Genomic DNA, 19848 nt, shown 5'->3' on the forward strand with positions numbered 1-19848 from the left:
ACACCCGCCGCCCGGCGACCGCTCAGGAGCGGATGTGACCATCGCCCGTCACGATGTACTTCGTAGAGGTCAACTCGGGTAGTCCCATCGGCCCACGCGCGTGCAACTTCTGCGTGGAAATGCCGATCTCGGCCCCGAATCCGAACTCGCCGCCGTCGGTGAAGCGGGTGGAGGCGTTCACCATCACGGCCGCCGCGTCGACCCGGGCCACGAACTCGCGGGCGGCCGCCACCGACTCGGTCACGATCGCCTCGGTGTGCTGCGACCCGTACCGGGTGATGTGCGCGACGGCGGAGGAGAGCGAGTCGACCACCGCGGCCGAGATGTCCGCGGAGAGGTACTCGGTGCCGAAGTCCTCCTCGGTGGCGGGCACGACCGTGTCTGAGTACGCCGCGACGGCCGGGTCGCCGTGAACCGTGACGCCCGCCTCCTGGAAGGCTGCCAGTGCGCGCGGGAGGAAGGCGTCGGCGACCGCGGCGTGCACCAGTACCGACTCGGCGGTGTTGCAGGTGGACAGGCGCTGCGTCTTGCTGTTGAGCAGCACGGTGAGCGCCTTGTCGAGATCGGCCGCCGCGTCGACGTACACGTGGCAGTTGCCGACGCCGGTCTCGATGACGGGCACGGTCGACTCCTCGACCACGGTCTTGATCAGGGAGGCGCCGCCGCGCGGGATGAGAACGTCGACCAGGCCGCGGGCGCGCATCAGCTCCTTGACCGAGTCGCGGGACGAGGCGTCGAGCAGTTGGATCGCGTCGGCGGGCAGGCCGGTGGCGGCGACGGCGTCCCGGAGTACCGCCGTGAGGGCCGCGTTCGACCGAGCGGCCGACGAGGAACCGCGCAGCAGCGCGGCGTTGCCCGACTTGAGGCAGATGCCCGCAGCGTCCACCGTCACGTTGGGGCGGCCCTCGTAGATGATGCCAACGACACCGAACGGCACCCGGACCTGCCGCAGCTCCAGCCCGTTGGGCAGCGTGGAGCCGCGTACCACCTCGCCGACCGGATCGGGCAGCGCGGCCATCTCGCGCAGCGCCCCGGCCATCGCCTCGACCCGGCCCTCGGTCAGCGACAGGCGGTCGATGATCGCCGCCGTGAGGCCGTTGTCGCGGGCCGACGAGACGTCTTCCGCGTTGGCGGCCAGGATCTCGCCGGCGCGGGCGACCAGCGCGTCGGCCATCGCCAGTAGTGCCGTGTCTTTGGTGGCCCGGGTCGCGGTGGCCAGCGCGGCGGCGGCCTCGCGGGCTCGCTTGGCCTGCTCGTGAACACTCATTTTTCTCCCTAGAGAAGTACCAGGTCGTCGCGGTGCACCACTTCACGTTCGTATCCCGGGCCGAGCGCGGCGGCCAGCTCGACCGTGGACCGGCCGAGCAGCGACGGCAGCTCGACCGCGTCGTAGTTGACCAGCCCGCGGGCGACCGGGGCACCCGAGGCGTCGACCAGGTCGACAGGGTCGCCGGCGGTGAAAGCGCCGTCCACCGCGGTGATGCCCGCTGGCAGCAGCGACTTTCGCCGGCCCACCACGGCCTGTACCGCGCCCGGGTCCAGGTGCAACCGGCCGCGGGGCGAGGTGGCGTGCGCGAGCCAGAACAGGCGCGCGGTGGGCCGCTGGCGTACCGGATGGAAGAGCGTGCCCACCTCCTCGCCCGCCAGCGCTGACGCGGCGAGCGGCGCGGCCGTGAGCACCACGGGGATGCCGAAGCCGGTGGCGATGCGAGCCGCCTCGACCTTCGTGATCATGCCGCCGGTGCCGACGCCCGCCTTGCCCGCCTTGCCGATGGACACCCCGTCGAGGTCGTGCTCGTCGCGTACCTCGTCGATCCGCTGGGTGCCGGGCCGGCTCGGGTTGCCGGTGTAGAGCGCGTCGACGTCCGAGAGCAGTACCAGCAGGTCGGCGTGGGTCAGCGCGGCGACCAGGGCGGCCAGCCGGTCGTTGTCGCCGAAGCGGATCTCCTCGGTGGCGACGGTGTCGTTTTCGTTCACGATCGGTACGGCGCCCATGTCGAGCAGCTTGCGCAGCGTGCGGTACGCGTTGCGGTAGTGCGCCCGGCGGGTCACGTCGTCGACCGTGAGCAGTACCTGCCCGACGACGAGCGCGTGCCGGGCGAAGCTGGCCGCGTACCGGCCGATCAGCAGGCCCTGCCCCACGCTGGCGGCGGCCTGTTGGGTGGCCAGGTCACGCGGTCGGCGCGGGATCGACAGCGGTGCCAGACCGGCGGCGATGGCCCCGGAGGAGACCAGCACGATCTCCCGCCCGTCGGTGGCCAGGGCGCCGACGGCGTCTACGAGGGCGTCGACACGTTCGGTGTCGAGCCCCCCGGTGGCCGTGGTCAGCGACGACGAACCGATCTTGACGACGATCCGCCGTGCCGCTGTGACTGCTTCGCGCACCCAACCATTCTGCATAGGGTGTGTCCTCGTGACGCCGGAGGAGTACGTCGAAGAGGTGCTCGCAGTGGTCGAGCGGATCCCGTCGGGACGGGTGATGTCGTACGGGGCGATCGCCGACTACCTGGCCGACCGGTCTGGTCGCGCGTCGGCACGGCTGGTCGGCACGATCATGTCCCGGTACGGCGGCCCGGTCCCCTGGCACCGCGTGGTCAACAACGCTGGCCGGGTGGTGCCGGGCCACGAGCTGGAGGCGATGGCCCGGCTGATCGGCGAGGCCACCCCGATGCGCAACGGCCGCGTAGACATGAAGCGCGCGATGTGGTGGCCCGACGAAGCGTGATCAGGGCGTCCCCGAAGTCGTTAGGGCGACTTGAGGGATGAACGGTCCGAGTCGCCGCGCGGCGCTCGCGCACGACGGAGTATGCGACTCGGACCGTTCACAGCCCTGATCATGGGAGGACCGCGCCGACGCCGCCGCGGCGGGGGTCGCCCGCGGCGCCGGCCCGGCCAACCGCGCTGACGCCGCCGAAGTAGTGGTTCATGTCGGGCCACTGGTTGATCGTGTACCCGGCCGCCGACAGCGCGTCCAGCTCGTCCGCCGGGTACCCCAGCTCGGCGTGCACGACGTCGCCGACCACGTGAAACCGGGGCCGGGCGATCGCAGCGGGCATGTCCAGCCCGTCGATGAGTACGCCGAGCAGGGTGTCGACCAGGGCGGTGCGGATGCGGGAGGCGCCCGCCGAGCCGGCCGCCACCACCAGCCGCCCGTCTTCGTCGACCACGACGAGCGGGCACATCATCGACGACATCCGCCGCCCGGGCGCCAGGTCGGGAGTGATCAACTCGCCCTCGCCGAGCATCGAGTTCAGGTTGATGCCGCAGCCGGGCAGCCAGACACCCGAGCCGATACCGAGCGTCGTGGTGATCACGCAGGCGTCGCCCTCCGCGTCGACCACGGAGATGTTGGTGGTGTCGCCGAGGCGCTGCGCCCCGTACTGCCGGAGCGCGTTGGCCACGGCCACGGCCCGGTCCCGCCGGGACATATCGGGCAGCTCCGCCGGCAACGCGGCGATCGTGTGGATCGTCTCGTTCATGTCGTGCCGCGCGTAGATGTGGTTGTGGCCGAGCGTCGCGTGCCCGACCTCCAGCTCCAGCACGCGGTACGCCGCCAGGTCGGCCGGGCCGAGCGCCCCGCCACCCGCCCGTACCGTGTCGACCAGTAGCTGGCCCAGGCGGCCGGTGTAGAAGACGGACGGGCCTTCCTCGGCCATCGCGTCGAGGGCGCTGTCGAGCCCGGGGTGGTGCAGCAGCTCGCCGCCTTCGAGCAGCCGCCCCGTGGGCGCGTAGATGGCGGCTCCCTCGCCGGGCAGCAGGGCCGGGGCCACGGACACCAGCGTGCGGGCCTGGGCGGCCGGAAGCAGTACGCCGCTGCGGGCCAGCGTCACGGCCGGCTCGACGACGCGCTGCCACGGCAGCCGGCCCCAGCGCCGGTGCACCTCGCCGCAGCCGGCGGGTACGCCCGGTACGGCCACGCTGGCGCCGCCGATCGAGTAGATCTGGGGTACGGCCCCGAAGTACACCTCGATCGGGGTCATCGGGTCGGGCGTGACGTCGCCGTCCAACCCGGGCACCGAACAGAAGAAGTCGAGACAGGTGACCGTCTGGGTGGCCGCGTCGAAGTAGGTGGCGAAGCCGCCCCCGCCGATCCCGGTCAGGATGCTCTCGCTGACCGACGTGGCGAGCACAGCCGCCACCGCGGCATCCGCCGCCGACCCGCCCGCCGCGAGGATGCGCAGACCCACTTCGGCCGTGGCCGGGTGACCTGCGGCGACACCGGCGGGCACCCGCATCGCCTCCTCTCTGGGCGGCGCCGAGGCCCGGGCCGTCGCCGTGGGGACAGTAACAGTCACGGGGCGCAGCGTAGATGCATCTGTCCTTCCGCGCGTCCCGATGGCTAACATCCGCGCGCATGAGTACTGGGTTGGCGCGGCGGGTGCATCTCGGGTACGCGCTGGGGTCGCTGGCCACGGGCGCGTTCGGCACCGTGCCCGGGCTCCTGCTGCTGCCGTACCTGACGGACACGCTCGGCATCGCGGCCGGCGTGGCGGGGCTGCTGGTGCTCGTGCCGAAGGCGTGGGACGTGCTGGTCAACCCGGTCGCCGGACGGATTTCCGACCGCTGGGGTGGCCGCCGCCAGTACCTGCTGGCCGGTGGTCTCGCGATGGCCGCACTCTTCGCGGCGATCTTCGCCGGTCCGCTGGGCACCGGAGCGGACGCCGGCGCCTACGCGGCCTTCGCCTTCCTCGCCACCGCGACCGCGTACGCGTTCTTCCAGGTCCCCTACGTGGCGATGCCGGCCGAGATGACCGACGGCTACGCCGAGCGGACCCGGCTCATGACCTGGCGGATCGCCGTGCTGGCGCTGGCGATCCTGATCTCCGGCGCGGTGGCCCCGCTCGTGGTGACCGCCGGCGGCGACGGCATCCCCGGCCATCGCTGGATGGGCCTGTTCGTCGCCGCGCTGATCGTGGTGGGCGTGCTGGGGGTCTACGCCGGCACCCGGGGCGTCGGCGGCGCCAGCGTCCGGGACATCGAGCCGAGCCTGCGTGCCCAGCTCCGGGTCGCCGCCAGCAATCGTCCCTTCCGGCTCCTGCTGACCTGTTTCGTCATCCAGGCGGCGGGCATCGGCACGATGCTGGCGGGCGTCAAGTACTTCGCCGACCACGTGCTCGAACGCCCCGACGACGGCCCGACGGTGCTCTTCGCGTGCTTCGTCGGCCCGGCTCTGCTCGTGATGCCCGCCTGGCGGCGGGCGGGGGAGCGGCTGGGCAAGCTCCGGTCGTTCGCCGCCGCCTCGGTGATCTTCGCGGCCGGGGCGCTCGCGCTCGTCGCCGCGCCCGCGCTGCCGGCGGTAGCCGTCTACCTCCTGGTCGCCGCGATCGGCTGCGGGTACGCCGGGCAACAGGTCTTCGGCTTCGCCATGCTGCCGGACTGCATCGCCCACGACACCGCACGCACCGGACGCCGGCAGGCCGGCGTCTTCACGGGCCTATGGACAGCCGGGGAGACGCTCGGGCTCGCGCTCGGACCCGGGATCTACGCCGTGGTCCTGCAGCTTTTCGGGTACGCCTCGTCAGCCACCGGTCAACCGATGGCGCAGGACGGCACGGCCCGCCTCGGGGTACTGCTGGGCTTCACGGTCCTCCCCGCGGTGGTGGTCGCCGTGGCGCTGGCATTCCTGCGCGGGTACGACGACACTTTCGCCCGTGATCCCGATGTCGTTGCCGAAGGACGGCCTGCCGGCTGAGCAGGTACTCGACGAGATCCGTGCACTGCGCACGGCCGACCGCCCCACCCATGGCGGCCGCCTCTTCGCGTACGTCTACGACCCCGCCGTACCAGGGCTCGACGAGCTGGCGATGTCCGCGTACTCGCTGGCCGCACACGTCAACGGCCTGGACCCCACCGCGTTCCCGTCCCTGCTGGTCATGGAGAACGCCCTGGTCGGCGCGGCGGCGCAGGTGCTCGGCGGGCCGCCCGGCGTGGTGGGCAGCGTGACCAGCGGCGGCACCGAGTCGCTGCTGCTGGCGGTTAAGACGGCACGGGACGCGCGACCCGATGTCGACCGGCCGCGGATGGTGGCCCCGGTGACCGCGCACGCCGCGTTCGCGAAGGCGGCGCACTACCTGGGCGTGGCGCTCGACCTGATACCGGTGGACCCGGATTCCTTGCGGCCGCTGGCGACGGACGTGGCCGCCGCCATCGGACCCGACACCGTGCTCGTGGCCTGCTCCGCGCCGTCGTACGCCCACGGCGTGGTCGACCCGGTGGCCGAGATCGCGGAGGTGGCCGCCGCCGCGGGCGTGCGCTGCCACGTCGACGCCTGCTTCGGCGGCTGGACGCTGCCCTACCTGCGCCGCCTCGGCGTCGATGTGCCGCCGTTCGACTTCGCGGTGCCCGGTGTCACGTCGATCTCGGTGGACCTGCACAAGTACGCGTACTGCCCCAAGGGCGTGTCGGTCCTGCTGCACCGCGACGAGGAGCTGCGCCGGCCGCAGTACTTCGGGTACGCCGGCTGGCCCGGGTACACGATGGTCAACCCCGTGATCTCGTCGACCCGGTCCGGTGGCCCGATCGCGGCGGCGTACGCCGTGCTCCGCCATATCGGCGACAGCGGCTACCTCGCGCTCGCTGGCCGTACCCGGGAAGCCGTCCGCGGCCTGGCGGCGGCGGTCTCCGATGTGGACGGATTGCGGTTGCTCGCGCCGGCGGAAACGACGGTCGTGTGCTTCACCTCGGACGGCGACCCGGACCTGTTCGTACTCGCCGACGAACTCGCCGCGCGGGGCTGGCACACCCAGCCGCAGTTTGCGTTCGGTGACCTGCCGGCGAGCATCCACCTCACCGTGGCCGCCGCGGTGGCGCCGCAGGTGGCGGCGTTCGCCACCGACCTGGCCGTGGCGGTGGACGCGGCGAGGGCGGCCGGCCCGGTGGTCCTGCCACCGGTGGATCCGTCCGCCCCGCTTCCGGAACTGCTGGCCGCCCTGGGCCTTTCCGGGGGCCTCCCGGAGCGCATGGCGACGGTGAACACGCTGCTCAACGCCGCGCCGCCCGCGCTCCGGGAGCGACTACTGATCGACTTCCTCAGCCACCTCCAGCGGCCCTAGAAGGTCACCTTGAAGGCGTCCCCATTGTCGGACTCCTTGAGGTCCCCCGACGGATCGCGGTTGATGTTCAGCCGCATGACCCTGGCCGTTCCGGAGGCAGTGGCCGTCGTGCCGGTTTTCTTCATGCCGAGGGTCAGCGTCTTCGTCTCGCCCGCCCGCATCGGGCCGACCAGGCACTCCAGCGTGATCGGCGGGTGTTCCTTGTTGAGGTTCGACTCCTTGCACGCGGACCAGCCGGCGCCGTCGAGGTCCACGTCGCTGTCGCCCATTTCGAGCCATAGGAAGACGTTCTCGGCATCCACCGGTCCGGCGTTACGCACCGTGACTTTGATGCTGGCCTTGCCGTCGGCGCCGAAGACCACGTCGGTCGCCGTCACCCGGAGGTCCGTCAGCGGCTTGTCGGGAAACACGGTGGGGCCGCCGCTCTGCCGGAACTTGTCACCGTTCCAGGTGTAGGTGCGCCATTGCTTCCGCGCGGCGCTTGCCGGCGTGTCGCAGCAGGGCTGGATGTCACCGACCTGGACCTGTATCGAGCCGGGCGTGTCGATCTTGAGGGTGATGATCCAATCGAAGCCGATGCCGGTGCGGACGACCTGGCCGAACGTGTGAATCTTGCCGGCGGCGTCCCGATCGAACACGACCACCTGCTGCATGGCCGCCTCGCCCGGCCGGCAGCCGAGGATCGCGATCGTCTCCTGCGTGCCGTCGCCGTCGGCGTCGCCGTAGGTCAGGCTCATGAGGCCCGGCCTGCCGGTCTTCGCCTCGGCGTCCAGCCGGACGTCCTTGGTGACGCAGCCCGACGGCGCGTCGCTCTGCCACGCTGGCAGGGTCAGCTTCGCCTTGAGCAGGTCGGCCTTCGTGATCCGGCCGTCGGGCCCGGCCGGCGTCGTGGCGCTCGCGCTCGGCGACGGGCTGGCCGACGGCGAGGGGGACGCCGAGATCGTGGGCTCCGAAGTGGTGCCTGGTGCTGGAGGTGCCGGCCCTCGGCTGAGCGCCGCGAAACCCGCAGCCGGGCCGGCGATGAGTGCGATCGCGAGGGCGGTGCCGGCCGTGACCGCGACCCTGCGGCGCCGCCGCACCGTCATGCGTACCGCATCCGTGCCGGCGGGCGTCACGTCCGCGATCAGCTCGTTGCGGTAGGCGGCGAAGTGGCTGTTCAGGAAGGTGTCGTCGTCGTTAGGCACGGCGGTTCTCCTCGGTGCGCTCGGACAGGTGGACGGCCAGGGCGGTACGGCCCCGGTGAAGCCAGGACTTGACGGTTCCCTCGGGGATGCCTTCCTGGCGGGAGATCTCCGAGATGGGCATGTCGGCCAGGTGGTACAGGACGACGACGCGGCGCTGATTGGGAGGCAGGAGCGCCAGGGCCGCCTCGAGGGCGACGCGATCCGGACTAGGGCCCGGCACATGCTCCTCGCGCTGTTTGCGCAGGAAGCGCTGAGCGGTACGCACGCGGCGCCACCGGCTCGTGGCCAGATTCCAGGCGACCTTGCGGACCCAGGCCACGGGGTCCTCGTACCGGACGATCTTCTGCCACCGCGTGAACGCGCGGCAGAACGCCTCCTGTACCAGGTCCTGGGCGTGCCCCAGGTCACCCGTGTACGCGCACAGCTGGGTGGTCATCGCCCGGTAGTGCGCCTGGTAGAAGGCGTCGAAGTCGACCTCGGTCGACTTCCGGCCGGCGCCTGGCGGTGGTGGCTCGTCGAGGCGCGGCGGTGTGGACAAGTGCACGATCCCTCCCCTGTAGCTCCCGATCACCATCGGGAAGCGCCGGTAACACGTGCGGTCCCCGGGAACGGTTGCGGCGAGTTGCGTTGTGATTGACTTGTGTCGTGCAGTTGCCAGGAGTGCTTGGTGAACCGATCCGGTTCGTCCTGAACTGGGGCCGGCGGTACTCGCTGTGGGTCTTCAACTTTGGCTTGGCGTGCTGCGCGATCGAGTTCATCGCGACGAGCATGGGGCGCCACGACTTCATCCGGCTGGGCGTGATCCCGTTCGCGCACGGCCCTCGGCAGGCCGATCTGATGGTCGTGTCGGGCACCGTCACCGACAAGATGGCACCCGCGATCAAGCGGCTCTATGACCAGATGCCCGAGCCGAAGTACGTCATCTCGTTCGGCGCCTGCTCGAACTGCGGCGGCCCCTACTGGGACTCGTACTCGGTCACCAAGGGCGTCGACCAGATCATCCCGGTCGACGTGTACGTCCCCGGCTGCCCGCCTCGGCCAGAGGCGCTGTTGCACGGCATCCTGCGCCTACAGGAGAAGATCGCCGGCGAGCAGGCCGGCATCGGTGGGGTGTCCCGCCCCGATCCGCTCGCGGTGACGAAGGGCCACGACGCCGAGGCCCTGACCGCGCCCCTGGTGACCGGTCCGGAGCAGCCGCACAAGCGCGTCGTCTTCCCCGACAACATCGACTGGCACCGCACCGTCCCGCCGCCGCTGCCGCCTCCGGTCGGGCCCGACGGCCGGCTGCCCGTAACGGAGATCACCGGCGACCGGCAGGGCGCCGGCGCACCGTTCGGCGACGACCGCGACCTGCCGCTGCCCTCGACCGACCTGGACTACCAGCACCCCCACCCCGAAGACCGCGACTGACCGATCCGTTCGGACGGGCCCGGGGCTGGTCATGGCCGGCTACCGTCCGAATATGGGTGACGACGAGCGGCCCGAGATGATCACCGAGGTGCTGCTGCGCGAGTTCGGTGCGCTGATGGCGATCGACCCGGCCGCGTTCCGGCGCAAGTTTCGCAAGATGGCGGCCTCCCCCTTCGCGTTCTACCGGGGCAGCGCGGCGCTGTTCTACGCCGACGTGACCGGTGACTTCGCCGACGACCGGTTCCTCGACGAGTGGACCAGCCGGGTGTGGATCCACGGCGACCTGCACGCGGAGAACTTCGGCACGTACATGAACGCGTCCGGCCAACTCGTCTTCAACGTCAACGACTTCGACGAGGCGTACGTCGGGCCGTTCGTGTGGGACCTCAAGCGGTTCTGCGCGAGCGTGGCGCTCATCGGGTACGCCAAGGCGCTCTCCGACGCGGTGATCACCGACCTGGTGACCCGCTTCGCCGGGGCGTACCTGACCGAGCTGCGCGCGATCGCGGCGGGTGGCGACGACGCGATCGGCTCGATCACCCTCGACAACGCCGACGGCGTGCTGCGCACCGTGCTCCAGCAGGCTCGGCTGAACGCCCGGGTGGAGTTGCTCGCCACCCAGACCACGATCGACAACTACGAGCGGCGCTTCTCGCTGGGCGACGGCGTGTACGAGATCGACGAGTCCACCAGGGAGGTCGTGGTGGCCGCGTTTGAGCAGTACCTGACGACGCTGCCGGCGGGCAATGAGGCGCACCGGCCGATCGCCTCGCACATCAAGGATGTCGTGCTCCGTAAGGGCGTCGGCATCGGCTCGGCCGGCCTGCCGTCGTACAACCTGTTGCTGGAGGGGCACACCCAGGCGCTGGAAAACGACGTGATCATCTACGTGAAGCAGGCGCAGGTGCCGGCGGTGGCCCGGCACATCGCCGACGAGAAGGTGCGCGCCTACTTCCGGCACCAGGGGCACCGCACGGCGGAATCGCAGCGGGCGCTCCAGGCCAGCGCCGACCCGTGGCTGGGCTTCACCGAGCTGGGCGGCGTCGGCCAGCTCGTCGCCGAGGTGTCGCCGTACGCCGCCGACCTGGACTGGGCCGACGTCAACGAGGCCGACGAACTGGCGGGCGTGGTCACGGACCTCGGCCGGGCGGTCGCCCGGATGCACTCGGTCGCCGACGACGAGTCCAGCCACGACCTGGTCGACTTCTCCACCGAAGAGGCGATCGTCGCGGCCGTCGACCGCGACCCCGACGGGTTCGTGCCACACCTGGTCGAGTTCGCCCACGCATACGGCGCCCAAGCCCGCCGCGACCACCAGATCTTCGTCGACCTCTTCCGCAACAGCCTCCTCCCCGGCCTCTAGTTTTGAGCTGCCGCGACGCCCGTCGCGCTCCATACCGTCGCTCCCGCGGCCGCACCCTCCGCGTCCCCACGACCCACCCCGCCTCGGCGGGGGTTGACCGTGACTCGCGCAGGGCGAGGCTGCGGGCGATCAAGGGCAATCGCCGGGATCAAGGGCGAACGCACGCGGAAAAGCGATCGAACCACGTGCATTTGCCCTTGATCGGCGGAAAGAGGGGGCGGTGGGCGGCGGGGCTAGGCGGAGGCGATTAGGTCGTTGATTTCGGCTTCGTAGAGGAGGGCGGGGTCGAAGCCCATTGTCTGGAAGTGGCCTTCGACCTCCAGGCTCAGTACGCCGTGCATGCGGGTCCAGCCGGTCACGCCCAGCCGTAGCGTCGCACCCGCCCAGCCGGTGTTGCCGTCGCGGTCGGCGAGGCTGGTGGCCAGTTGCCGTTCCAGCTCCGGGTGGCGGGCGGCGGAAGCCAGCTCGGCCAGCGGCTCCAGGAACGCGCTCAGCGTGCGGGTCGCCGCCTGGATCGTGTGCGCCGGTGCGGCGTATCCGGGCACTGGTGTGCCGAACAGCAGCAGGTACCGGTGTGGCTGGGCGAGCGCCCACTCGCGGTACGCCCGGGCGAGCGCGCGGATGCGGTCCGCTGGCGGCTGGCCCTCCACCGCCGCTCCCGCTGTCAGGACCGCGTCGGCCAGATCGTGGTATCCGTCGCTGATCAGCTCGGTGAGCAGTTCGTCCCGCCCCGCGAAGTACCGGTAGAGAGCCGGCCCGGTCATCCCCAGCTCCTTGCCGATCGCGTTCAGCGACAGCGACTGCGGCCCGGCGGCGGCGATCTGCCGTAGGGCGGCCGCCTTCGCCTCCTCGCGTGTCTGAGCGCGGATTCTCTCCCGGCGTGTTGCGTTCTCCACGGATGAGAGTCTAACCTGAGTTAGAGCTTCTAACGTATGTGAGGAGATATAACGATGGAGACGGCGCAGGTGGTCATGCCACACGCGGGCGGGCCCGAGGTCCTGGAGCTTCAGCGGCGCGAGCTGGCCGAGCCCGGGCCGGGCGAGGTGCGGCTGCGCGTCGAGGCGACCGGAGTGGCGTTCGCCGAGGTGCAGATGCTTCGCGGGCGGTACTACGCGCAGCCGAAGTTCCCGTTCGTGCCCGGATACGACCTGGTCGGCCGGGTCGAGGCGGTTGGATCAGGCGTCGCACTGCCGGTCGGCGCGCGGGTGGCCACGATGACGCGCACGGGTGCCTGGGCTGAGCGGATCGTGCTGAAGGCGACCCACCTCGTGCCAGTACCGGATGAGTTGGACGCCGGCGAGGTCGTCGCGCTCATCACCAACGGTGTCACGGCGTACCAGATGACGCACCGCGTCGCGAAAGTGCGTCCCGGTCAAACCGTGCTTGTCCACGGCGCCGCGGGAGGTGTCGGCACGCTGCTGGTCCGGCTCGCGCAGCGGGCCGGCGCCAAGGTCATCGGCACCGCCTCGCCCGGCAAGCACGACACGCTGCGCGCGATGGGCGTGATCCCTCTCGACTACCGCGAGCCGGGCCTGGCTGACCGGGTCCGCGAGCTCGCGCCCGACGGGGTAGCGGCGGTCTTCGACCATGCCGCCGGCCCCGGCCTGCGCGAGTCGCACCGGGCGCTCGGCCGCGGCGGGATTCTGATCGTGTACGGCAGCGCCGCGACCGTCGACGACAATGGCTGGCGCCTCGCGCCGTTCGCGTCCGCGATGGGCAAGATGCTGTGGTGGGCGCTCAAGCCGGACGGCCGGCGGGGCCGCTTCTACTCGATCAACCACGAGCGGCACTTCGACGAGGACCTGGCCACGGTCATCGATCTGCTGCGCACCGGTGAGCTGCGGCCCGACGTGGCTGTCCGCATGCCGCTCGCCGAGGCTCCGAAGGCGCTGCGCATGCTCACGGACCGTGCCGTCGTCGGCAAGATCGTGCTAGAGCCCTAGCACCACCTTGATGTCGTTGTCGTCGCGGGCGTAGGCGTCGGCGTACTGGTCGAGGGAGACTCGGCGGCTGATCAGCTTTTCGAGCCACCGCAGGTCGGCCCGGCCCAGCGCGACCGCCGCCGCCGTCCAGTGTCGACGGTTGGCGTTGACCGAGCCGAAGACGACGTTGTTCTCCAGCACCACGGCCCGGTTGAGGGCTCCCACGTCGACGCCGACCTGCTTGCCGGCCGACGACACGCCGGTCAGGCACACGATCCCGGTGGGGCCGACCTTGTCGATGACCTGCACGACCACCGGGGGAGCGCCGGTGCACTCCACGACGATGTCGGGCTCAAGGTCGAGGTCGGCCACCTGTCCGGTGTGGTAGGTCGCGCCCAGCGCGGTGACGAGCGCCGGTTTCGGCCCGTCGACAGCCCGATCCAGCACGTGTACTTCCAACCCGCGCTGCGCACCCAGCAGCGCGGCGAGCAGGCCGATCGGGCCCGCGCCGGTGACCAGTACCGTCTCCGGCTCCCAGCGGGCCCGGACGCCGACCCGCTCGATGTGCTCCCACGCCTTGGCCACGACACTGGTCGGCTCCAGCAGCGTGCCGACGGACTCCAGGGCGGGATCGAGCCGCACCGCGAAGTCGGGCTCGACCCGCCAGCGTTCGCGGGCGAAGCCGTGGCGCGCCTTGATGCCATGCTCGGTGTACAGGCCGTTGCGGCACATGTCCCACTCGCCGACCGCACAGTTCAGGCAGGGCACCGGGTCGGGGAGCCGCACGATGCCGGCCACGAGATCGCCCGGTTGGAGGGTGCCGGTCGGGTCTTCGATGACCCGGCCGAGCGACTCGTGGCCGATGATCAGCTGGCCGGTACCCGGTGGCGCCTCGCCGTATTCGCCAGCGATGATCTCGCGGTCGGTGCCGCAGACGCCGACGGCGATCGCGTGCACGAGCACCGCGCCCTCGGACTCGGGCGGCTCTGGAGCGTCGTCGACGAGGCGCAGCGAGTTCGGCTGTCCCGGGGTGATCGTGACTGCTCGCACCCCGCCATCATGTCGGATGATCAGGTTGATGAGGGAGAAACCGGGGTCTCCACACAGACGTCGGCCTTGCTGGAGTCGATGACGTTGGAGTAGCCGCCGCCGTCGGGCGGGATGAGTTCGCGGATCTCGGCGGAGCCGGCGCCGACGTACCACGACCGGCAGTCGCCCGACGGGAGCCGCACTTCCAGGCGCACGGTGGGCTGGCCGGCGTCGAGCCGCCCGGTCCCGGAGTCGAAGAGCCGCTGGATGCCGCCCGGGTCGATCTCGTACGACGCCCAGAAGACCCGGATCACCTCGCCGGGGCACAGCTTGCGCTCGTCGCCGGCGTCGACCCGCGCGGCGAGCGTGATCGCGCCGTCGGTCATCGGCTCGGCGATGTCGACCTCGCCGTACTCCCGGCACGTCTTGCCGCCCTGGTTGCCGCCGTCCTTGCGCGGCGTCTGGTCGCCCGCGTCCGGGCGTACCTTGGTCGCGCCGGCCGACGGGCTCGGCGTGGCGCTCGGCGATGGTGAGGTCGCTGGGCTGGCCGAGTCTGTGATCTCCGGTTCCGCGCTGAGCGGCCCGGCGAGCGCGACCCCGGTCAGGGTCAGTACCGCGACCACGGCGACCGCCGCGCCGCTCTGCACAGCGCGCCGGCGGATCCACCGGCGGCGTACGTCGGTCACGCCGGGTGCCTGGAGGTCCGGCAGCGCGTCGGCGCGGAAGCCGTCGAAAGCGGAGCGCAGAGGGTCGTCGTCAGACATCCTCCGTCTCCCTTCCGGCCGGTTCCCGATCAGCCATTCTGATGGCGAGCGCCGCTCGCGCGCGATGTAACCATGATTTGACGGTGCCTTCGGCCACCCCGGCGATGTCGGCGATCTCATTAACCGGCAGGTCGGCCAGGTAATGCAACACCACGGCCTGGCGATGGCGTGGCGGCAACGTCGTCAGGGCCTCCATGAGCGCTATGCGATCTGGGGTCGGCCCGGCGACGGGCTCGACGCGCTGGTGGCGGGTGAGGTCCAGCAGCCGTCGGGCGCGCCGCCACCGGCTGGTGGCGAGGTTCCACGCTACCCGGCGCACCCAGGCGGCCGGGTCGTCGTAGCCGCTCAGCTTCGACCATCGGGGGAGTGCGCGGCTGAACGCCTCCTGCACGACGTCTTGCGCTTCGGTGAGGTCACCGGTGTACGCGTACAGCTGGAGGGTCAAGGGACGGAAGGTCGCGGCGTAGAAGTCCGCGAAATCCCCGTTCTCGGCCACGGCCAAGGGTAACCGCTTGCGTCACGCCCCGTGGGGAGTAATAGTTGACGGAGTCAAAGGAAAGGTTGAGTGGGGCAATGAGCGATCGTGTTGCGGAGATCCGCGCTTTCAACCGCTTCTACACCCGGGTGATCGGCGTCCTTGGCGAGGGCATGCTGAGCACTCCGTACACGCTCACCGAGGCCAGGGTGCTCTTCGAGCTCGCGCACCGGGACTCCGTCGAGGTCGTCGACCTGCGCCGCGCGCTCGACCTGGACGCGGGCTACCTCAGCCGCATCCTGGCCCGCTTCGAGTCGGACGGCATGATCACCCGGTCCCGATCGGCCGTCGACGCCCGCCGCCAGGTGATCGAGCTGACCGAGGCCGGCCGCGCCACCCAGGCCGAGCTGGACAAGCGCACCGACGTGCAGATCGGCGAGCTGGTGAGCGGCCTGGGCGAGGCCGACCAGCGCCGGCTGCTCGGCGCCATGGCCACCATCCAGGACCTGCTCGGCGAGCCGACCCGCCGCGACCTCGTCGTCCTGCGCCCACCGACCCCCGGCGACCTGGGCTGGATCGTGCAGCGGCACGGCGCGATCTACGCACGGGAGTTCGGGTGGGACGCCAGCTTCGAGGCGCTCGTCGCGCGGATCGTCGCCGACTACGCCGCCGACCACGACCCGCGCCGCGAGGCCGTCTGGATCGCCGAGGTCGACGGTGCTCCGGCCGGCTGCGTCATGTGCGTACGCCGCGACGACAAGACCGCCCAGCTCCGGCTGCTGCTGGTCGAGCCGAGCGCCCGAGGCATGGGCGTCGGCGGCCGGCTCGTCGAGGAGTGCCTACGCTTCGCCAAGCGCACCGGGTACGAGCGGATCATGCTGTGGACGTACGACGCGACCAAGGACGCGCACCGCATCTACGAGCGCGCCGGGTTCACGCTCGACGAGCAGCGCGAGGCCACCGCCTTCGGCTTCAAGATGGTCGACGAGATCTGGTCACGGGACCTGTAGCCATGGAACTCCTGATCCTGGCCCTGTTCCTGCTGGCCCTCGGCGCCGCGTCCGCGCTCGGCCTGACCGTCGACAGCCGCGACAGTGCCGACTGGGCGCCCAGCGAGGGCGGGTTCAGAGCACGTCGCCGGACAGCTGCGGGAACACCTTCGCGACCTTCCCGAGCAGGTAGTCGCCGTACGTACCGGTGAAGGCGCGCGGGTCTGCGCCATCCCACCATGGCTCGCCGGCCGCGGTGGTCCGGGTTCGCGCCGGCAGCGCCGGCACCTCGGCGGTGAAGTCAGGATCGAAGAAGAAGGGGTACGACAGCCGGTCGCGCCCGCTCACGTTGCGCACCCGGTGCAGCGTCGAGCGGTACCAGCCGCCGGTCAGCTTCTCCAGCATGTCGCCGATGTTGCACACGAACGTACCGGGAATCGGCGGCGCGTCGATCCAGCCGTCCGGGGTACGCACCGAGAGGCCCCCGTTGTCGTCCTGGGCGAGCAGGGTGAGCAGCCCGTAGTCGGTGTGCTGCCCGACGCCCCAGTCGTCGCTGCCAGGCGGGGAGGGCGGGTAGTGGAAGATCCGGAAGAGCACGGTCGGCTCGGCCGTGTAGCTCGCCTCGAAGTAGTCCGCCGGCAGGTCCAGGCTCCGGGCCACCGCACGCAGTACCGAGTGGCCGACCGAGGTGAGGGCGTCCAGGTACGCCAGCACCGCGGCGCGCAGCTCCGGCACCTGGCGGGGGAAGAGGTTGCGGCCGTGCAGCGGGAGCCCGGCGCGTACCCGGGGGTGGTCGTCGGGCAGCTCGGTGCCGAAGTACACGCCCTCCTTGAGGTCGGGTCGGCCCGACGTCAGCTCGCCGCCCACCGGGAAGTACCCGCGCCAGGCGCGACCGCCGCGGTCCATCGCGATCTCCATCTTGTCCGCTTCGGGCAGCGCGAAGAACGCCCGGCTGGCGGCGTCGAGGCTCCCCAACAGCCCCGGAGGCACCCCGTGCCCGGTCAGGTAGAAGAAGCCGGTGTCGCGGCAGGCCGCCTCGATCTGCCGGGCCGGGCGGTCACCGGGCGCCGAGAGGTCGATCACGGGCAGGGTGGGAGTGCTTGTCATAGCCCTATCCTTGACGCTTGTGACGTTCCTGGTAGTGGGCGAGAGCCTGGTCGATCTGATCAGTCGTGGCGGCAGTTGGAGCTTCGACGCGAAGCCGGGCGGGAGTCCGCTCAACGTGGCGGTCGGGCTCGTCGCCGACGGGCACGAGGTGCGGTTCGCGACCGAGATCGGCGGGGACCTGTTCGGTGGGCTGCTGCGGGAGCACCTCGACACGTACGGCGTCGCGCCTACGGACATCGCGGTCACCGAGGCGCCTACCAGCGTGGCGTTCGCCCGGATCGACGAGGTCGGCGGCGCGACGTACGACTTCCGTTTCGGTTGGGCGTACCAGGGCAAGCCGGCCCTCGACGGCGTCACCCTCCTGCACACCGGCTCGCTGGCGACGGCGGTGCCGCCGGGCGCGGACGCGGTGCTGGAGCTGATCCGGGCCGCCCGGAGTGCCGGCACGCTCGTCTCGTACGACCCCAACGTCCGGCCCAAGCTCGTCGGCGACCGGGCCGACGCGCTCGCCCGGGTCGAGGAGATCGTGCGCACCGCCGACATCGTCAAGGTCAGCGACGAGGACCTGCGCTGGCTGCTGCCCGGTGAGTCCGACGTCGAGGTGGCGCGGCGGTGGGCCGGGTACGGGCCGCGCCTCGTCGTGGTGACACGCGGCGGCAAGGGCGCCGTGGGCGTACACGATGGGCAGGTGGTCGAGTGCGCCGCGCCGAAGATCACCGTCGCCGACACGGTCGGCGCGGGTGACGCGTTCACCACCGGCCTGCTCTCGGCGCTGAGCCGCGCGGAGGGCTTCAGCCCCGAGGCGGTCGGCCACGCCATGCGGTACGCCGTGGCGACCGCCGCCGCCGTCTGCGCCCGCCCTGGCGCGCTTCCCCCGCCGCGCGCCGAGATCGCAGCGCTCCTTGCGTGATCAGGGCGTCCCTGACGTCGTTAGAACGACTTGAGGGACGCCCTGATCACGACGCGGCTTCGGCGGGCCCGAGGGCCTAGACTCCCCTGCATGACGCCGGAGGAGGTCGGGGAGCGGCTCGCCGGGCTGGTAACGGACGGCGTGGCGACCGTATCGGGCGGTGGGGCGTACGCGCGCGGCACCGTCGACGTACCACCGGACGCCTGGGCCGGCGCGCTGACCACCGCGCGCGACGACACCAGCCTCGCGTGCGACTTCTTCGACTGGCTGTCGGCGGTCGACGAGCTGGAGTCCGGGTTCGGGATCGTCGCGCACCTGTGGTCGACGAGCTGGCGGCACGGCGTACTGGTCCGCACGGTCGTGCCGCGCGCCGAGCCCGCCGTCCGGTCGGTCGTGTCGATCTACCCGGGTGCCGCGTGGCACGAGCGGGAGACCCACGAGATGTTCGGCGTCGACTTCGTCGGTCACCCCGGCCTCGCGCCACTGCTGCTGCCACCCGAGTTCGAGGGGCACCCGCTGCGCAAGGAGTTCGTGCTCGCTTCCCGCGTCGCGAAGGCGTGGCCGGGCGCCAAAGAGCCAGGCGAGTCGGGGCACGGCGGCGGCAAACGGGCTCCCATGCGGCCGCCCGGCGTGCCCGCGCCCGGTGAATGGGGGCCTGCCTGATGCCCCTGTGGCTGGAGCTCACCATCCGGGTCGCCGGCGTGGTGGTCGCCTTCCTGACCCTGCCCCTGATCGTCGGCCAGGCCGAACACAAGGTGATGGCGCACATGCAGGGCCGCCTCGGCCCCATGTACGCGGGCGCGTTCCACGGCTGGGCCCAGCTCATCGCCGACGGCGTCAAGTTCGTGCAGAAGGAAGACGTGACCCCGCGCGCCGCCGACCGGCCCGTGTTCCAGTTGGCGCCGCTCGTCGCGCTCGTGCCGTACCTGCTGGTGCTGCTGGTCATCCCGCTCGGCCCCGATGACCTGGTCGGGCAGGCGCTCGACATCGGACTGTTCTTCGCGCTCGCCGTCGTGGGCGTCGGCGTCGTGGCTGTACTGATGTCGGGCTGGGCCTCGGCCAACAAGTACAGCCTGCTAGGTGGGCTGCGGGCGGCGGCCCAGCTGCTCGGGTACGAGCTGCCGCTGGTGCTCGCCGCGGCCAGCGTCGCGATGGCGGCGGGCACGCTGTCGTTGCCGGGCATCGTCGAGGCGTGGGAGCCGTGGTGGCTGCTGTGGCAGGCGCCCGCCCTGGGGGTCTTCTTCATCGCCGGTGTCGCCGAGATTCGGCGGCCGCCCTTCGACATGCCGATCGCCGACTCCGAGCTGGTGTTCGGGTACATGACCGAGTACACGGGACTGCGGTTCGCGTTCTTCCTGCTCGCCGAGTACGTCGGCATCGTGGTGATCGCCGCGCTGACGACCGTGCTGTTCCTGGGCGGCTGGCAGGGGCCGTTCGGCGACGACTACCTCGGCTGGCTGTGGACGCTGATCAAAGTGTTCGCCGTGTCGTTCGTGATCATCTGGCTGCGCGTGACGTACCCGCGGCTGCGCGAGGATCAGCTCCAGCGGCTGTGCTGGCTGGTGCTCGTACCGGTCGCTCTGGCCCAGCTCGTCTTGACCGCCGCCGTCAAGATCGCGACGTAGCTAGTAGCCGGGTGCTCG

General features: G+C 71.3%; 19 protein-coding genes and 1 pseudogene. 10 read left to right on the forward strand and 10 right to left on the reverse strand.

Annotation, left to right across the window (positions count from 1 at the left end):
- Positions 1 to 22: 22 nt before the first annotated feature.
- Together QMG73_RS15650 and proB are read right to left on the reverse strand one after the other, a co-directional pair.
- Positions 23 to 1267: a glutamate-5-semialdehyde dehydrogenase gene (locus QMG73_RS15650; protein WP_281896097.1), complete on the reverse strand. Its 1245-nt coding sequence runs from the start codon at positions 1265 to 1267 to the stop codon at positions 23 to 25.
- Between the two features lie 8 nt (positions 1268 to 1275).
- Positions 1276 to 2385, reverse strand: a complete 1110-nt coding sequence (proB, locus tag QMG73_RS15655) for a glutamate 5-kinase (protein WP_281896100.1) — start codon at positions 2383 to 2385, stop codon at positions 1276 to 1278.
- 28 nt (positions 2386 to 2413) lie between these two features.
- On the opposite strand from proB, the gene QMG73_RS15660 reads away from it, so the two are divergent.
- Positions 2414 to 2725, forward strand: coding sequence for an MGMT family protein (locus tag QMG73_RS15660; protein WP_281896103.1), 312 nt, complete (start codon positions 2414 to 2416; stop codon positions 2723 to 2725).
- A gap of 109 nt (positions 2726 to 2834) precedes the next feature.
- On the opposite strand, the gene QMG73_RS15665 is transcribed toward QMG73_RS15660, so the two are convergent.
- Positions 2835 to 4295, reverse strand: coding sequence for a gamma-glutamyltransferase (locus QMG73_RS15665; RefSeq protein WP_309299479.1), 1461 nt, complete (start codon positions 4293 to 4295; stop codon positions 2835 to 2837).
- A gap of 59 nt (positions 4296 to 4354) precedes the next feature.
- On the opposite strand from QMG73_RS15665, the gene QMG73_RS15670 reads away from it, so the two are divergent.
- Positions 4355 to 5692 carry an MFS transporter gene (locus tag QMG73_RS15670; protein WP_281896122.1) on the forward strand — a complete coding sequence of 446 codons (1338 nt, stop codon included), beginning with the start codon at positions 4355 to 4357 and terminating at the stop codon, positions 5690 to 5692.
- The gene (locus QMG73_RS15675; RefSeq protein WP_281896591.1) at positions 5661 to 7052 is read left to right on the forward strand and encodes a pyridoxal phosphate-dependent decarboxylase family protein; all 1392 of its coding nucleotides are present in this window, start codon (positions 5661 to 5663) and stop codon (positions 7050 to 7052) included. Before QMG73_RS15670 ends, QMG73_RS15675 begins: the two co-directional genes overlap by 32 nt.
- Here QMG73_RS15675 and QMG73_RS15680 read toward each other — a convergent pair.
- Positions 7049 to 8236: a hypothetical protein gene (locus tag QMG73_RS15680; RefSeq protein WP_281896124.1), complete on the reverse strand. Its 1188-nt coding sequence runs from the start codon at positions 8234 to 8236 to the stop codon at positions 7049 to 7051. The genes QMG73_RS15675 and QMG73_RS15680 overlap by 4 nt on opposite strands.
- Complete coding sequence (locus QMG73_RS15685; protein ID WP_407676806.1) at positions 8229 to 8810, reverse strand: SigE family RNA polymerase sigma factor; 582 nt, start codon at positions 8808 to 8810, stop codon at positions 8229 to 8231. The genes QMG73_RS15680 and QMG73_RS15685 overlap by 8 nt, the downstream gene beginning before the upstream one ends.
- A 71-nt stretch (positions 8811 to 8881) precedes the next feature.
- Here QMG73_RS15685 and QMG73_RS15690 point away from each other — a divergent pair.
- A pseudogene (locus QMG73_RS15690) lies at positions 8882 to 9427 on the forward strand (NADH-quinone oxidoreductase subunit B); the annotation flags it as partial.
- 271 nt (positions 9428 to 9698) lie between these two features.
- Positions 9699 to 11009: a DUF2252 domain-containing protein gene (locus QMG73_RS15695; protein ID WP_281896126.1), complete on the forward strand. Its 1311-nt coding sequence runs from the start codon at positions 9699 to 9701 to the stop codon at positions 11007 to 11009.
- Between the two features lie 233 nt (positions 11010 to 11242).
- On the opposite strand, the gene QMG73_RS15700 is transcribed toward QMG73_RS15695, so the two are convergent.
- Positions 11243 to 11905 (reverse strand): TetR/AcrR family transcriptional regulator, encoded by a 663-nt coding sequence (locus QMG73_RS15700; RefSeq protein WP_281896129.1) that lies wholly within the window; start codon positions 11903 to 11905, stop codon positions 11243 to 11245.
- Between the two features lie 54 nt (positions 11906 to 11959).
- Between QMG73_RS15700 and QMG73_RS15705 the strand changes: the two genes are divergently transcribed.
- A complete protein-coding gene (locus QMG73_RS15705; protein ID WP_281896131.1) occupies positions 11960 to 12952 on the forward strand; it encodes a medium chain dehydrogenase/reductase family protein in 993 nt (330 codons plus the stop codon).
- Here the strand turns inward: QMG73_RS15705 and QMG73_RS15710 are convergent.
- From QMG73_RS15710 to QMG73_RS15720, 3 genes are read right to left on the reverse strand one after another with little or no spacing between them, the layout of a single operon-like run.
- Entirely contained in the window at positions 12941 to 13981 is a 1041-nt protein-coding gene (locus QMG73_RS15710) for a glucose 1-dehydrogenase (protein ID WP_281896133.1), read from the reverse strand. The two genes, QMG73_RS15705 and QMG73_RS15710, sit on opposite strands and share 12 nt — an antisense overlap.
- 20 nt (positions 13982 to 14001) lie before the next feature.
- Positions 14002 to 14724, reverse strand: a complete 723-nt coding sequence (locus QMG73_RS15715) for a hypothetical protein (RefSeq protein ID WP_281896134.1) — start codon at positions 14722 to 14724, stop codon at positions 14002 to 14004.
- Positions 14717 to 15220, reverse strand: coding sequence for a SigE family RNA polymerase sigma factor (locus QMG73_RS15720; RefSeq protein WP_281896137.1), 504 nt, complete (start codon positions 15218 to 15220; stop codon positions 14717 to 14719). Before QMG73_RS15720 ends, QMG73_RS15715 begins: the two co-directional genes overlap by 8 nt.
- Positions 15221 to 15297: 77 nt before the next feature.
- Here QMG73_RS15720 and QMG73_RS15725 point away from each other — a divergent pair, with 77 nt between their 5' ends.
- Positions 15298 to 16209: a bifunctional helix-turn-helix transcriptional regulator/GNAT family N-acetyltransferase gene (locus tag QMG73_RS15725; RefSeq protein ID WP_281896139.1), complete on the forward strand. Its 912-nt coding sequence runs from the start codon at positions 15298 to 15300 to the stop codon at positions 16207 to 16209.
- Positions 16210 to 16323: 114 nt separating this feature from the next.
- Here QMG73_RS15725 and QMG73_RS15730 read toward each other — a convergent pair whose 3' ends face one another.
- On the reverse strand, positions 16324 to 17295 hold the full coding sequence (locus QMG73_RS15730; RefSeq protein ID WP_281896141.1) for an isopenicillin N synthase family dioxygenase: 972 nt from the start codon (positions 17293 to 17295) through the stop codon (positions 16324 to 16326).
- A gap of 19 nt (positions 17296 to 17314) precedes the next feature.
- On the opposite strand from QMG73_RS15730, the gene QMG73_RS15735 reads away from it, so the two are divergent.
- The 3 genes from QMG73_RS15735 (at position 17315) to nuoH (ending at position 19830) form a co-directional block, all read left to right on the forward strand.
- Positions 17315 to 18205, forward strand: a complete 891-nt coding sequence (locus QMG73_RS15735; protein WP_281896144.1) for a carbohydrate kinase family protein — start codon at positions 17315 to 17317, stop codon at positions 18203 to 18205.
- Between the two features lie 90 nt (positions 18206 to 18295).
- Positions 18296 to 18868, forward strand: a complete 573-nt coding sequence (locus QMG73_RS15740; protein WP_281896146.1) for an NADH-quinone oxidoreductase subunit C — start codon at positions 18296 to 18298, stop codon at positions 18866 to 18868.
- Positions 18868 to 19830, forward strand: coding sequence for an NADH-quinone oxidoreductase subunit NuoH (gene nuoH, locus QMG73_RS15745; RefSeq protein ID WP_281896148.1), 963 nt, complete (start codon positions 18868 to 18870; stop codon positions 19828 to 19830). Before QMG73_RS15740 ends, nuoH begins: the two co-directional genes overlap by 1 nt.
- Positions 19831 to 19848: the final 18 nt, after the last annotated feature.

It is taken from the genome of Phytohabitans aurantiacus, assembly GCF_027923225.1.
In the GTDB taxonomy this organism is placed as follows: domain Bacteria; phylum Actinomycetota; class Actinomycetes; order Mycobacteriales; family Micromonosporaceae; genus Phytohabitans; species Phytohabitans aurantiacus.